Annotated in this window: 10 protein-coding genes; 5 read left to right on the plus strand and 5 right to left on the minus strand. The window is 71.4% G+C overall.

All coding sequences use genetic code 11. From position 1 onward, the window contains the following. Positions 1–8: 8 nt before the first annotated feature. Entirely contained in the window at positions 9–1,016 is a 1,008-nt protein-coding gene (locus FBY22_RS32385; RefSeq protein WP_142151526.1) for a carbohydrate ABC transporter permease, read from the minus strand. Between the two features lie 103 nt (positions 1,017–1,119). After that, positions 1,120–2,394, minus strand: a complete 1,275-nt coding sequence (locus FBY22_RS32390; RefSeq protein ID WP_142151527.1) for an extracellular solute-binding protein — start codon at positions 2,392–2,394, stop codon at positions 1,120–1,122. Between the two features lie 362 nt (positions 2,395–2,756). Between FBY22_RS32390 and FBY22_RS32395 the strand changes: the two genes are divergently transcribed. Together FBY22_RS32395 and FBY22_RS32400 are read left to right on the plus strand one after the other, a co-directional pair. Further along, positions 2,757–3,791, plus strand: a complete 1,035-nt coding sequence (locus FBY22_RS32395) for a LacI family DNA-binding transcriptional regulator (protein ID WP_142151528.1) — start codon at positions 2,757–2,759, stop codon at positions 3,789–3,791. A 131-nt stretch (positions 3,792–3,922) separates the two neighbouring features. Further along, positions 3,923–4,798 (plus strand): phosphatase PAP2 family protein, encoded by an 876-nt coding sequence (locus tag FBY22_RS32400; RefSeq protein WP_142151529.1) that lies wholly within the window; start codon positions 3,923–3,925, stop codon positions 4,796–4,798. A 1-nt stretch (position 4,799) separates the two neighbouring features. On the opposite strand, the gene FBY22_RS32405 is transcribed toward FBY22_RS32400, so the two are convergent. Both FBY22_RS32405 and FBY22_RS32410 read right to left on the minus strand, forming a co-directional pair. Next, positions 4,800–6,374: an amidohydrolase gene (locus tag FBY22_RS32405; RefSeq protein WP_142151530.1), complete on the minus strand. Its 1,575-nt coding sequence runs from the start codon at positions 6,372–6,374 to the stop codon at positions 4,800–4,802. Between the two features lie 29 nt (positions 6,375–6,403). Continuing rightward, positions 6,404–7,855: an APC family permease gene (locus FBY22_RS32410; protein WP_142151531.1), complete on the minus strand. Its 1,452-nt coding sequence runs from the start codon at positions 7,853–7,855 to the stop codon at positions 6,404–6,406. Positions 7,856–8,024: 169 nt separating this feature from the next. On the opposite strand from FBY22_RS32410, the gene FBY22_RS32415 reads away from it, so the two are divergent. Then, positions 8,025–8,630 carry a TetR/AcrR family transcriptional regulator gene (locus FBY22_RS32415; protein ID WP_142151532.1) on the plus strand — a complete coding sequence of 202 codons (606 nt, stop codon included), beginning with the start codon at positions 8,025–8,027 and terminating at the stop codon, positions 8,628–8,630. A gap of 56 nt (positions 8,631–8,686) precedes the next feature. On the opposite strand, the gene FBY22_RS32420 is transcribed toward FBY22_RS32415, so the two are convergent. Continuing rightward, complete coding sequence (locus tag FBY22_RS32420) at positions 8,687–11,683, minus strand: bifunctional [glutamine synthetase] adenylyltransferase/[glutamine synthetase]-adenylyl-L-tyrosine phosphorylase (protein ID WP_142151533.1); 2,997 nt, start codon at positions 11,681–11,683, stop codon at positions 8,687–8,689. A gap of 196 nt (positions 11,684–11,879) precedes the next feature. Between FBY22_RS32420 and FBY22_RS32425 the strand changes: the two genes are divergently transcribed. Beyond that, positions 11,880–12,320 carry a VOC family protein gene (locus FBY22_RS32425; RefSeq protein ID WP_142151534.1) on the plus strand — a complete coding sequence of 147 codons (441 nt, stop codon included), beginning with the start codon at positions 11,880–11,882 and terminating at the stop codon, positions 12,318–12,320. A 110-nt stretch (positions 12,321–12,430) separates the two neighbouring features. Next, complete coding sequence (locus FBY22_RS32430) at positions 12,431–13,336, plus strand: alkaline phosphatase family protein (protein ID WP_142151535.1); 906 nt, start codon at positions 12,431–12,433, stop codon at positions 13,334–13,336. Positions 13,337–13,553 lie beyond the last annotated feature (217 nt).

A 13,553-nucleotide genomic window follows, 5' to 3' on the forward strand; every position in this document is an offset into this window, starting at 1 on the left:
CTCCTGCCTCAGATCGCGAGCTGCTGCTCATTGCGGTTCAGCCAGCGGCGGTAGAACGAGGTGAAGACGATCAGGATGGCCAGCAGCAGGATGCCGTAGGCGGCCGACTGCGCGAAGTCGCGCGGCTGCTGTCCGAAGCCGAGGAAGTAGGCCCACGTGACGAGGATCTGGGCGTCCGGGGCTGAGGTGGGGCCGAAGAGCAGGAAGATCACGGCGAACTGGTTGAAGGTCCAGATGATGCCGAGCAGGACGACCGTGGAGCTGACCGAGCGCAGGCCCGGGAGGGTGACGTAGCGGAAGCGCTGCCAGGCGCTCGCGCCGTCCATCTCGGCCGCCTCGTACAGGGAGGCGTCGATGGACTGCAGGCCGCCGAGGAGCGAGACCATCATGAACGGCACACCGCACCAGGTGTTGACCGCGATGGCGGCGAACCGCTGCCAGAAGGTGTCCTCCAGCCAGGACGGCTGCGGCAGATGCAGTGCGTGCAGGGCGGTGTTGATGATGCCGCCGTCGGAGAGCATGATCCGCCAGCCGAAGACGGTGACGAAGGTCGGCACGGCCCAGGGCACGATGAGCAGCAGCCGGTAGAGGGTGCGGCCGCGCAGTTTCTGGTTGAGCAGCAGCGCGAAGCCGAGGCCGATGCTGTAGTGCAGGGCGACGCACAGGGCGGTCCACACGACGGTCCAGATGAAGTGCGACCAGAAGCGGTCGTAGGACAGCGGGCCGAACAGGATGTCCTTGTAGTTGTCCAGGCCGATGAACTTGTAGGTGGCGTCGATGTGGTTGACGCCGATGGTGCGCGCGGTGTTGAGGCTGTTGGCGTCCGTGAGCGTCAGGTAGAGGCCGTACACCAGGGGATAGAGCACGAGGACACCGAGGACGATCACCACCGGGGTGATCATCGCGTACGCGTACCAGTACTTCTGGTAGCTGTGCTTGAGGCGCTGGCCCAGCCCGGGCCGCGGCCCGCGCTCGCCACGGCGTTTGCCGGTGGCGCGGTCGATGGCGACTGTCATGTTCGACACCTTCTGGAAGTTCTACGGCACTGAGAAGAGGCTGGGCGCAGACCGGTGGCCGCCGGTTCCGTCCTGTGGAGGGGGATCCGGCGGCCGCTCGGATTTACTTGCTGAAGTCCGGCACGAGCTTGGCGATGGCCAGTTCGGCGTTGCTCAGGCCCTTGTCCAGGGACTCCTTGCCACCGGCGATCTTCGGCAGCTCGGTGTCCAGCGGACCCCACAGGGAGCTGTACTCGGGCAGCGCGGGCCGCGGCTGGGCGGCGGACAGCACGCCCTGGTAGCCGGCGATGCCCGGGTCGGCCTTGACCTCGGAGGTGTAGGCGTCGGCGCGGGTCGGCAGCGTGGAGTTCTTCAGCGCGATCTCCGTCTGCGACTTGGCGGAGGTCATGAAGTTGACGAACTTCAGGGCCGCCTTCTGGTGCGCCGAGTCCGAGCCCGCGTAGACGGACAGGTTGTGGCCGCCGGTCGGGGCGCCCGCCTTGCCGGTGGAGCCGGCCGGGACGGTGGCGATGCCGAGGTTGGACTTGTCCTTGAAGGCCGAGCCCTTGTAGAAGTTCGTGATCTCCCAGGGGCCCTGGATGATCGAGGCGACCTTGCCGTTGACGAACGCGTCCTGGATGTGGGCGTAGGCGTCGGCGGTGGTGTCGGCCTTGTGCAGGCCCTTGCCGGAGAAGAGGCTCAGCCAGGTGCCGTAGGCCTTCTTCGCGGCGGGCGAGTTCACGGTGATCTTCTTGGCGGAGGCGTCGACGGTGTCGGTGCCCTCGCCGTAGAGGAAGTTCTGGGCGTAGTAGGCCTGGGTGGAGCCCCAGTAGCCGTCGACCTTGGCCTTGTCCTGGACCTTGGCGGCGTCGGCCTTCAGCTCGTCCCAGGTCTCGGGGGCCTCGGTGATGCCGGCCTTCTTGAACAGGGCCTTGTTGTAGACGAGGGCGAGGGTGTCGGTGACCAGCGGCACGCCGTAGGTCTTGCCCTGGTACTGGGCCTGCGTGATCAGGCTGGACTGGAACTTGTCCTTGTCGGCGAGGGCGTCGGTGCCGTCCAGCGGCAGGAAGTAGCCCTTCTTGGCGAAGGCGGGGGTCCAGCCGACCTCGGAACGCAGGATGTCCGGGGCGCCCTTGGAACCGGCGGCGGTGTCGAACTTGTTCTGCGCCTGGTCGAAGGGGACGTTGACGTACTTGACCTTGATGTCCTTGTTGGCGGCCTCGAACTGCTTGACCAGGGCCTTGTACGTCGGCGCCTCATTGGTGGCGTTGGAGGTGTCCCACCAGGTGATGGTGACCGGCCCGCTGCTCTTGTCGCTGCCGCTGTCGCTTCCGCCGCAGGCCGTCGCCGCGAGGGCGAGGGACGCCACCAGCGCGGTGGCCGCTATGCCACGCCGCATGAGTTCTCCTTGAGGGTTAAGCCCGTGTGGTGCGGGAGCGGCCCCGTCCGCCGTTCCCGCTGTGTTGCCGACTGCGCCGTTGCGGCGGCCGGGCGTCAGGGAACGTAACAGCGTTGCAAGCGTTGCGAAAGACCTTGCAGCAAAAAAGTGCAAGAGGATGCGGAAGTTACTCCGCTGTGACCCCCCGTCGACCGTCGCGAGACCCTTGTTCTCCAGGCACGAGCGGGACGTGGCCGGGTTGTGCAAGACTCTGCAAGGCCTTGCCATCCGGCTCCAGCGCGGGAATCATCCCCTTGCGGACAAGGGGCACCGACCAGAACAGAGGGACCGCGATGACGATACGGCCGGTACAGTCCGGTGCCGTGACCACACGGCTTGCCGACATCGCTGCTCAGGCGGGGGTGAGCGAAGCGACCGTCAGCCGCGTCCTCAACGGCAAGCCGGGCGTCGCCGCCACCACCCGCCAGTCCGTGCTGGCCGCACTGGACGTGCTCGGCTACGAGCGTCCCGTGCGGCTGCGGCAACGCAGCGAGGGTCTGGTGGGGCTGATAACCCCTGAGCTGGAGAACCCGATATTCCCGGCCCTGGCGCAGGTGATCGGGCAGGCGCTGACCCGCCAGGGCTACACCCCGGTGCTGGCCACGCAGACGCCGGGCGGCTCGACCGAGGACGAGCTGACCGAGATGCTCGTCGACCGGGGGGTCGCCGGGATCATCTACGTCTCCGGGCTGCACGCCGACACCACCGCCGACATGGAGCGCTACGAGCGCCTGCGCGCGCAGGGTGTGCCGTACGTCCTGGTGGACGGCTTCTCGCCCAAGGTTCAGGCGCCCTTCATCTCCCCCGACGACCGCGCGGCGATGACGCTGGCGGTGACGCACCTGGCGTCCCTGGGGCACGCGCGCATCGGTCTCGCCCTCGGCCCGAAGCGGTTCGTGCCCGTCCAGCGCAAGATCGAGGGGTTCGTGCGCGCGATGCAGGACCAGCTCGGCCTGAACGCGGAGACCATCGAGAACGACCTCGTCCAGCACTCGCTGTACACCCTGGAGGGTGGTCAGGCCGCCGCCACCGCGCTGATGAACCGTGACTGCACGGCGATCGTGTGCGCCAGCGACATGATGGCGCTCGGCGCGATACGCGCGGCGCGGCAGCGCGGTCTGGACGTCCCGAAGGACATCTCGGTGGTCGGCTTCGACGACTCCCCGCTGATCGCCTTCACGGACCCGCCGCTGACCACGATCCGCAAGCCGGTGCCGGCCATGGGGCAGGCGGCGGTGCGCACGTTGCTGGAGGAGATCGGCGGAACGCCCGCGCCGCACAGTGAGTTCGTGTTCATGCCGGAGCTGGTGGTACGGGGTTCGACCGCTTCGGCCCCTGGGGAGCGCAATCGTCCCTAGGGCGGAGAATCCGGGGGATTCGCCGGTACGCCGGGAGTAGGCGCGGCAGTCCGCGCGTTGTAGGAAGTGCGACCTGAACCCAACCGGGGGATGATCGGTGGCGGAAGGCATTTCTGGCAGACTCTGTGCCCATGGGTGACTCGACCGTGACCAGTCTGGGAGACCGTGAGCAGGCGGCCGTTCCGGACTCCCCCACGGCCGCGGAAGGGGCTCCCGCGACCCCGCGTCTCCTGGGCCGGCTGCGCACCCCCCGCCGCCCCCGTCTGTGGTTCGAGATCCTTCTGATCGCGGTGAGTTACTGGACGTACTCGATCGTCCGCAACGCGGTCCCGGAGCAGCGCGGCAAGGCGCTGCGCAACGCCGACTGGATCTGGAAGACCGAGCACCAACTGGGCATCGCCGTGGAACAGTCGGTCAACCACACGGTGAACTCGGTGTCCTGGCTGATCGTCGGCATGAACTACTACTACGCCACACTGCACTTCATCGTGACGCTGAGTGTGCTCGTGTGGCTGTTCCGCAGTCATCCCGGCCGCTACGCGGCGACCCGGCTGGTGCTGTTCGCGACGACGGGTGTGGCCCTGGTCGGCTACTACCTGTACCCGCTGGCACCCCCGCGTCTGATGAACGGCAGCCACTTCCTCGACACCGTTCTGATCCACCGGACCTGGGGTTCGATGGCCTCCGGCGACCTCAAGCACATGTCCAACCAGTACGCCGCGATGCCGTCCATGCACATCGGCTGGTCCCTGTGGTGCGGACTGACCGTCTTCGCGCTGGCCAGGGTGCCCTGGGCGCGGGTGCTGGGACTGCTGTACCCGGTGGCCACCCTGATCGTGATCGTGGCGACGGCGAACCACTTCTGGCTCGACGCGGTGGGCGGCCTGCTCTGCCTGGCGTTCGGGTACGCGGTGGCATGGGCGTGGTACGGGAGGCTGCCGTACGCCCTGCCCAGGACGGTGCCGGAGAAGGCGAGGGAGAGCGGGCCACTGCCGGCGAAGACCTAGTTCAGCCCCCTCGGTGCACCACGTGGCCGCCGGTGACCGTCAGTCGTACCGGGGCCTCGGCCAGCTCGTCCGCCGGGGCCTTCACGGCATCGAGGGCCAGGGCGGTGAGGTCGGCCCGGTGGCCGACGGCGATCCGCCCCGCCGTCCGAGACTCCCCCGCCGCCCGCGCCGCGTGGGTGGTGCAGCCCTCCAGCGCCTCCAGACCCGTCAGGCCGACCCGCGCGGCGGCCGCTCCCCTGGGCGCCCGTGCCGTCGCCAGGACGGCCCGCACGTCGTAGTGGGCGATCGGCCAGTCCGAGCCCAGGGCGACCGTCGCGCCCGCGTCCCGCAGGTCCCGCAGCCGCCAGGCGTGCCCGGCGCGGGTTGCGCCCAGGCGCCGGGACCACTCGTCGGTGCCGTCGGCCCGGGTGTACGCGGTGTGCGGCGGTTGCATGGACGCCGCCACCCCCAACTCGGCGAACCGCGGCAGCAGCGCGTCCGGCGCCGTCTCGATGTGCTCGATACGGTGCCGGCCCCGGGCGCCGGGGCCGAGCCCCGCCACCACGTCCAGGACGCGCCGTACGGCGGCGTCCCCGATGGCGTGGGTGGCGGTGCGGACGCCGGCGGCGTGCAGGTGCCGTACGGCGGCCGCGTACGCCTCGGGGTCCGGCCAGAAGGCCTCGGTGCCCTGGCCGTGGCAGTCCGCGTGCTCCAGCCACGCGGTGCCGCCCTCCACGGTGCCGTCCATGAAGAACTTCACCCCGCCGACCCGCCAGTGTCGGCCCCCGCGCCCCTGCACCTCCACGAGCTCCGCCAGCGCGGCCGCGTCCGCTCCGGGCATGCACCAGGGCGCGAACCGCAGGCGCACCGGCAGCACCGTCTCCCGGGCGACCGAGCCGACCAGCTCCATGTCCCCCGCGTCCATGACGTGCGCCCCGGTCAGGCCGGTCGCGGCCATCGCCGTGAGCAGGTCGACCAGGCGGGCGCGGCGGGCCGCGTAGGAGGGCCGGGGCAGGACCTGGGTGAGCAGGTCCATCGCCGCGTGTTCGACGAGGTGCCCGGTGGGCCGCCCGGAGGCGTCGCAGACCACCTCCGAGCGCTGGGCGAAGACCCGCGGCCCGGTGACGCCCGCCGCGGCCAGCGCGGCGCCGGTCGCGAGGGCGGAGTGGCCGTCGTAGAGGCGGAGGAAGGCGGGGGTGTCCGCGCCGATCGTGTCCTCCACGAGCACGCGGTCGATCGGCCGCCCCTCGAAGGCGTTGTGGTCGAGGCCGAATCCGACGACCCACCCGTCGATCCGCTCGGCCCCGGCGAGTGCGGCCAGCAGCCCCGCCAGATCCCGCACGCCCGACAGGTCCACGCCGGTGGCCATGTCCAGCCCCCACACGGGATGGCTGTGCGCGTCCACGAGCCCGGGTACGAGATGCGCCCTCTCCAGGGCCACGACCTCGGTACCGGGCCCGCGCCAGGCGGGTACGTCCGCCTCGTCGCCGACCGCCGCGATCACCCCGTCACGTATGGCGACGGCGCCGGCGTAGGGGCGTTCGGGGTCGAGGGTGCGGATCTCGGCGCCGGTGAGGATCAGATCGGGGGCGAGCATGGCTGGGGTGGACTCCTTCTCTCGTACGGCTATTCGGCGGGCTCGGCGGCGAAGTCCCGGTACACCTCGGGCCGTTCGCGGCGCAGCCACCAGGCCAGGGCCAGGCCCGTGACGAACACGGCGGGGGCCGTGACGATCAGGACGGTGTCGACGGTGGACGAGGCGCCGGTGAACAGGTTGATGTGGGTGATGACGAGCCCTATCGCGGTGGCGAGCAGCACCGCGGCGACCACCGGCGCGACGATCGTGCGCAGGGCGCCCTCCTGGTGGCTCACCCGCCGGAAGTAGCAGGGCACGGCGATCGCGGCGAGCAGTTGGAGCAGGAACAGGCCGATCATTCCCGGGGTGTTCACCCACAGGAGGAGTTGCTGGTAGGGGTCGGCGCCGACCGCCCAGAAGGCGACGACGACGGCCGCGCCGAGGGCGGTCTGGGCGATCCCGGCGACGTACGGGGAGCGGTGGCGGGGGTGGACGCGGCCCAGCGACTTCGGCAGGACGCCCTCCTCGGCGAGGGCGAGGGCGTAGCGGTTGATCGCGTTGTGGAAGGCGAGGAGGGAGGCGAGGACGCTGGTGACGATGAAGACGTGCATCAGGTCGGCCGCCCAGCCGCCGACGTAGGTGGTGATGGCGGAGAAGAACAGCCCGCCGGGGTCCTTGGCGGCCGCGGCGATCACGTCGGCGTCGCCGAAGGCCTGGATGACGATCCAGACGACGAAGGCGTAGAAGAGGCCGAGGAAGGCGACGGCCACGTAGGTGGCACGCGGGATGGTGCGGTGGGGGTCGCGGGCCTCGCGGCGGTAGATGACGGTCGACTCGAAGCCGGTGAACGCGGCGAAGGCGAAGGCCAGGACGACCGCGGTACCGGAGACCATGACGTGCCCCGGCGCGAAGGAGGCGCCCGACAGGCCGTGCGCACCGCCCTTGACCAGTACCCCTCCCGCGAGGAGCACCAGGATGCCGGTCTCGGCGAGGAGCAGCACGCCCAGCACCTTGGCGCCGAAGTCGATCGAGCGGAAGCCGCCGTAGCCGACGAGGAGCAGGCCGGCGAGGGAGATGGGCAGCCAGGGGACGCCGGTACCGAACAGGGCGTGCAGGGTGTCCTTGGTGGCGGAGGCGAGGAGGCCGTAGACGCCGATCTCCATGCCGTTGTAGCCGATCAGGGCGAGCAGGGCGGCGCCGATGCCGACCGGGCGGCCGAGGCCCCGGGTGATGTAGGCGTAGAAGGCGCCGCCGCTCTTCACGTGGCGGCTCATGGTGGTGAAGCCGACGGCGAAGACGGCGAGGGTGATGCCGGCGATGAGGTAGCCGGCCGGGGCGCCGATGCCGCCGAGCAGGATCGCGAGCGGGGCGACGCCGGCCATGACGGTGAGCGGGGCGGCGGCGGACACCACGAAGAACGCGATGTCGGCGCTGCCGAGGGAACCGGAGCGGAGGGTCGCCGTGGCGGCCGGCGTTCTCTCCTCGGGGGTGGTGACGGACATGGGCAAGCCCTTCGGGCGCGGCGGACGGGGAGGATTCCGGACGTGCGGGTCGGCAGACGGCTCCCGGGCGGGAGGATGGCACCCGGGACCGTAAACCTAAAGGCTTTCGGTTTCGGCAATGTAGCCTCCTCCTGGGCATCCGGGAAGACCTCAAGGGGGACCGCCAACCATGGGACGGCCGCGCACACCGCTCCTCGACCGCGAGCGCATCACCACGACGGCTCTGCAACTGGTCGACGAGCAGGGGGACTTCAGCGTGCCGCAGATCGCGAAGAGGCTGGGGGCGCAGACCGGCTCGGTGTATCACCATGTGGACGGCCGGGACGGGATCGTGGAGCTGCTGCGGGAGCGGGTGGCCGAGGCGATCGACCCCGGGACGCTGGACCTCGTCCCCTGGGACACGGCGCTGGAGGCCTGGGCCCGCTCCTATCGCGCGGCCTTCGCCGCCCACCCGAGGGCGATCCCGCTGCTGATGACCTCACCCGTGCGGGCGCCCCGGGTGCTGGAGCAGTACGAGCGCGCGGTGAACCTCCTGCTGGCGGCGGGATTCGCGACGAGTGAGGTGATGCCGCTGATCATCGCACTGGAGAACCTGGTCCTGGGCTCCGCGCTGGACCTCGCGGCGCCGGAGACGATGTGGGAGCTGACGGAGCGGACTCCGACGCCCCGGCTGGCGGAGGCGCTCGCGGCGGTGGGCGAGGGGCGGGCGGACCGGGCCTTCGAGGTGGGGCTGGCGGGGTTCCTCGGGCACGCGCGGGCTCTGCTGGGCAGGTGATCCGGGGCGAGCCGAGGGAATCCGCTCAGCCCGCGCAGCGCCCTGGGGAACTGCGCTCAGCCCGCGTAGAACAGCTCCTCCACCACCGACCGTGCCCTGCGCGCCGTGCGGCGGTAGGCGTCGAGCATGTCGCCGACCATTCCGTCGCCGTAGCCCAGGTAGCGCCCCACGGCGGCCACCTCGCGGCCGTCCGACGGGAAGGTGTCCCCGGCCCGGCCGCGTACCAGCATCACGGCGTTGCGCACGCGGGTGGCCAGGACCCACGCCTCGTCCAGGATCTCCGCGTCCTCGGCCGAGATCAGTTCGGCGGCACGCGCCGCCGCGAGGGCCGCGCGCGTCCGCGTGGTGCGCAGCCCCGGCTCCGCGTGCCCGTGCCGCAGCTGCAGCAGCTGCACGGTCCACTCGACGTCGGACAGGCCGCCGGGGCCGAGCTTGGTGTGCAGCTTGGGATCGGCGCCGCGCGGCAGCCGCTCGGCCTCCATCCGGGCCTTCAGCCGCCGGATCTCCCGTACGGCCTCGTCCCCGAGCCCGCGCGCCGGGTACCGCAGCGGGTCGATCAGCTCCACGAAGCGGCGGCCGAGGACCTCGTCGCCGGCGACCGGTTCGGCCCGCAGCAGCGCCTGCGACTCCCACCCCAGCGACCAGCGGCGGTAGTACGCCTCGTACGACTTCAGCGTCCGTACGAGCGGGCCGGACTTGCCCTCGGGCCGCAGGTCCGCGTCGATCAGCAGCGGCGGGTCCGCGCTCGGGATCTGCAGCAGCCGCCGCATCTCGGAGACCACCTTGTTCGCCGCGTCGGCGGCCTCCCGCTCGTCCACGCCCTCGCGCGGCTCGTGCACGAAGACGACGTCGGCGTCGGAGCCGTAGCCCAGTTCGTGGCCGCCGAAGCGGCCCATGCCGATGACGGCGAACCGGGTCGGCAGCTCCTCGCCCCAGCCGTCCCGCACCACCGCGCGCAGCGTGCCCGCGATGGTCGCCGCGGTCAGGTCGGACACCGCGGCGCCGACCAGGTCCACCAGCGCGCCCTGATCGGCCTCGGCGGGGTGCGTCTCGGTGCCGTACGAGCCCACGATGTCCGCGGCGGCCGTGCGGAACAGCTCCCGCCGCCGTACGCCACGCGCTGCCGTGACCGCCTGGACCGCGCCGTCCGCTCGGCTGACCGCGGCGAGTATCTCCTGCTCCAGGTGGTCCCGGCCGCGCGGCTCCAGCCCTCCGCCGTCGCCGTCGCCGAGCAGCGCCACCGCCTCGGGTGCGCGCATCAGCAGATCGGGGGCGAGCCGGCCGGCGGACAGCACGCGCGCGAGGTTCTCCGCGGCGGCGCCCTCGTCCCGCAGCAGCCGCAGGTACCAGGGCGTCTTGCCCAACGCGTCCGACACCTTGCGGAAGTTGAGCAGGCCCGCGTCCGGGTCGGCGGAGTCCGCGAACCAGCCCAGCAGCACCGGCAGCAGGGTCCGCTGGATCGCGGCCTTGCGCGTCACCCCCGACGCCAGCGCCTCCAGGTGGCGCAGGGCGGCCGCCGGGTCGGCGTAGCCCAGCGCGACCAGCCGCTCCCTCGCCGCCTCGGGGCTCAACCTTGCCTCTCCGGGCGCGAGTTGGGCCACGGCGTCGAGCAGCGGTCGGTAGAAGAGCTTCTCGTGCAGGCGGCGTACGACGGCCGTGTGCCGCCGCCATTCGCGGGTCAGCTCGGCGACGGGATCGACGCGCAGGCCGAGGGAGCGGCCGATGCGGCGCAGGTCGGCGTCGTCCTCGGGGACGAGGTGTGTGCGCCGCAGCCGGTACAGCTGGATGCGGTGCTCCATGGAGCGCAGGAACCGGTAGGCGTCGTCGAGCTGCACGGCGTCCTGCCGTCCCACGTACCCGCCGGCGGCGAGCGCCTGCAGCGCGTCCAGCGTCGTCCCGCTGCGCAGCGACGCGTCCGCCCGCCCGTGCACCAACTGCAGCAGCTGGACGGCGAATTCGACGTCCCTGAGGCCGCCCGGGCCGAGCTTCAGCTCGCGGTCGACCTCGGCGGCGGGGATGTTCTCGACGACCCGGCGGCGCATCTTCTGCACGTCCACGACGAAGTTCTCGCGCTCGGCGGCCTGCCAGACGAGGGGTTCGAGGGCGGTGACGTACTCCTCGCCGAGTTCGATGTCGCCGGCCACCGGGCGGGCCTTGAGCAGTGCCTGGAACTCCCAGGTCTTGGCCCAGCGCTGGTAGTAGGCGAGGTGGCTGGAAAGGGTGCGCACGAGGGGGCCGTTGCGGCCCTCGGGGCGGAGGTTGGCGTCGACGGGCCAGATGGAGCCCTCGACGGTGGTCTCCGAGCAGACCCGCATCATGTGCGAGGCCAGCTTGGTGGCGGCCCTGAGTGCCTTGCCCTCGTCGGCGCCGTCCGCCGCCTCGCCCACGAAGATGACGTCCACGTCGGAGACGTAGTTGAGCTCGTGGCCGCCGCACTTGCCCATCGCGATCACCGCGAGCCGGCACAGCGCCGCGTCCTCGGGCGCGGCGGCTCGGGCGAGGGCGAGGGCGGCGCGCAGGGTCGCGGTGGCGAGGTCGGCGAGCTCGGCGGCGGTCTCGGCGACGTTCGTGGTGCCGCAGACGTCACGGGCGGCGATGGACAGCAGGCAGCGGCGGTAGGCGACCCGCAGGGAGACCGGGTCGCCGGCCTCGGCGAGGCCCCGCTCGAACTCCTCCACGCCCGGGTGCAGGTCGCGCGGCTCGTACGTGACCAGCGCGTGCCAGTCCCGGGGATGCCGGGCGAGGTGGTCGGCGAGCGCGGCGGAGGCGCCGAGCACGCCGAGGAGGCGGTCGCGCAGCGGCTTGGCCGCTATCAGGGTGTCGAGCAGCTCGCGGCGCGCGGTGGGGTCGGGCTGCGCCTCCAGCAGCCGTACGAGACCGAGCAGCGCCTGGTCCGGGTCGGCGGTGGCGCCCAGCGCCTCCAGGAGCACCGGGTCGTTGCGCACGGGCATCAGCTCGGCGCTGTCCAGCAGCCGCTCGGCGGCCGAGGCATCGGTGAAGCCGTGCCGCAGCAGCCGTGTGAAGGTACTGCTCCTGCGCCCCGGCGCCGTCATCCGCGGCCTCCCCTCGGATCAAGGTCGTACTGGCCCGAGCCTAACCGCAGGCACTGACACGGGCGCCCGGGCGGAGCCTGCGCCTTCGTCCTGTTCGGTGGTGCCAGGACGCATTCGGTGGCGCCCCGCCCGGTTTTCGGCTTCGGTGAGGAGCGGTGGCAAGGAGCAGCCGTACGACGACGAGGGAGTCGTTTCCATGGACATGAGCCTTGAAGTGATCATGCTGCCGGTCTCCGACGTGGACCGGGCCAAGGAGTTCTACCGGGACAAGGTCGGCTTCCACGTCGACCTCGACGGCGAGGTGATGGAGGGGGTGCGGATCGTCCAGCTCACCCCGCCCGGCTCGGGGTGTTCCATCGCGCTGGTCGACGGGTTGCAGGTGCCGACCGGCATGCCGCAGCCTGGTACGTACCACGGGATGCAGCTCTGTGTGGCGGACGCGAAGGCCGCGTACGAGGAGCTGACCGCGCGCGGTCTGGAGGTCAGCGAGCCGCAGCGGTTCGCCGACCAGGACGGGGCGACATTCCTGTACTTCACGGACCCGGACGGCAACGGATGGGCGATCCAGGAGTACCGGCGCCGGGCGACCGAGCCACTGCACGAGGTGCTGGCGCGGCAGGCCGCCGAGCGGCAGTAGTTCACCCGCTCTTCATCCGTCCGGTTGGGCACCGTGGGGCGCGGGAATGTTGGCGTGTGCATGCTCTGTCCGCACTGCCAGCCCCGCCCTTCCCCCCTCCGGAGGTTGATGTGTCCGGCAGCACCGCAAGTCCTGCCCGTCCGAGAGCCCGCCGCGGCCGCGCCGCACTCGCGTCCACGCTCGCCTTCACGGCCGCGGCCGTCGGTCTGTGGACCGGTCTCGGCGGCTCCTCGTCCGCGGCCGCGGCGGCCGTGCCGAGCCCCGACCACGTGGTCGTCGTGGTCATGGAGAACCACGCCTACAGCCAGGTCATCGGCTCCTCCAGCGCGCCGTACATCAACTCGTTGAAGACCGGTGGTGCGAACCTGACCCAGTCGTACGGGATCACCCACCCGAGCCAGCCGAACTACTACGCCCTGTTCTCCGGCTCCACTCAGGGCGTCACCGACGACAGCTGCGTCACCCCGGGCTTCTCCTCGGCCGCCAACCTCGCCTCGGAGGCCCTCGCGGCGGGCCGCACCTGGGCCAGCTACAACGAGTCGCTGCCCAGCCAGGGCTCGACCACGTGCGGCAGCGGCAACTACGCCCAGAAGCACGACCCTTGGTTCGGCTTCAAGAACGTGCCGACGTCCAGCGCCAAGACGTTCGCGCAGTTCCCCACGGACTACTCGACGCTGCCGCAGATCTCCTTCGTCACCCCCAACCTGTGCAGCGACATGCACGACTGCTCGGTGTCCACCGGCGACACCTGGCTGAAGAACAACCTGGGCGGCTACGCCACCTGGGCCAAGACCCACAACAGCCTGCTCGTCGTCACCTTCGACGAGGACAACCGGCTGTCGGGCAACCGCATCCCGACGGTCCTGTACGGCCAGCCGGTGACGGCGGGCTCGTCGTCGTCCACCACGTACAACCACTACGACCTGCTGCGCACCCTGGAGGACACCCAGGGCCTGTCCACGCACGCGGGCAACGCGGCCTCCGCGACGGACATCACCGGTATCTGGGCGTCCTGACGTGTACGTAGCGGACAGCCGGGCGACGCTCGACGACGCTCCGCGCGGGGGACCCCCACCGGCATCCGCGGAAGGCGCCGCCCGGCCCAGCACTGGCCGGGCGGCGCCGCCCCGCGGTCGCGCCCACGGTTCTCGCGCCGGCATCGACGGCGGCGCCGGCGCTGTGCACGGCGGTGTCCCTGGCCTTTCTGCGCCCCACGGCACGCGAGGCGACGGC

The sequence above is a fragment of the Streptomyces sp. SLBN-31 genome (assembly GCF_006715395.1).
Lineage (GTDB): Bacteria > Actinomycetota > Actinomycetes > Streptomycetales > Streptomycetaceae > Streptomyces.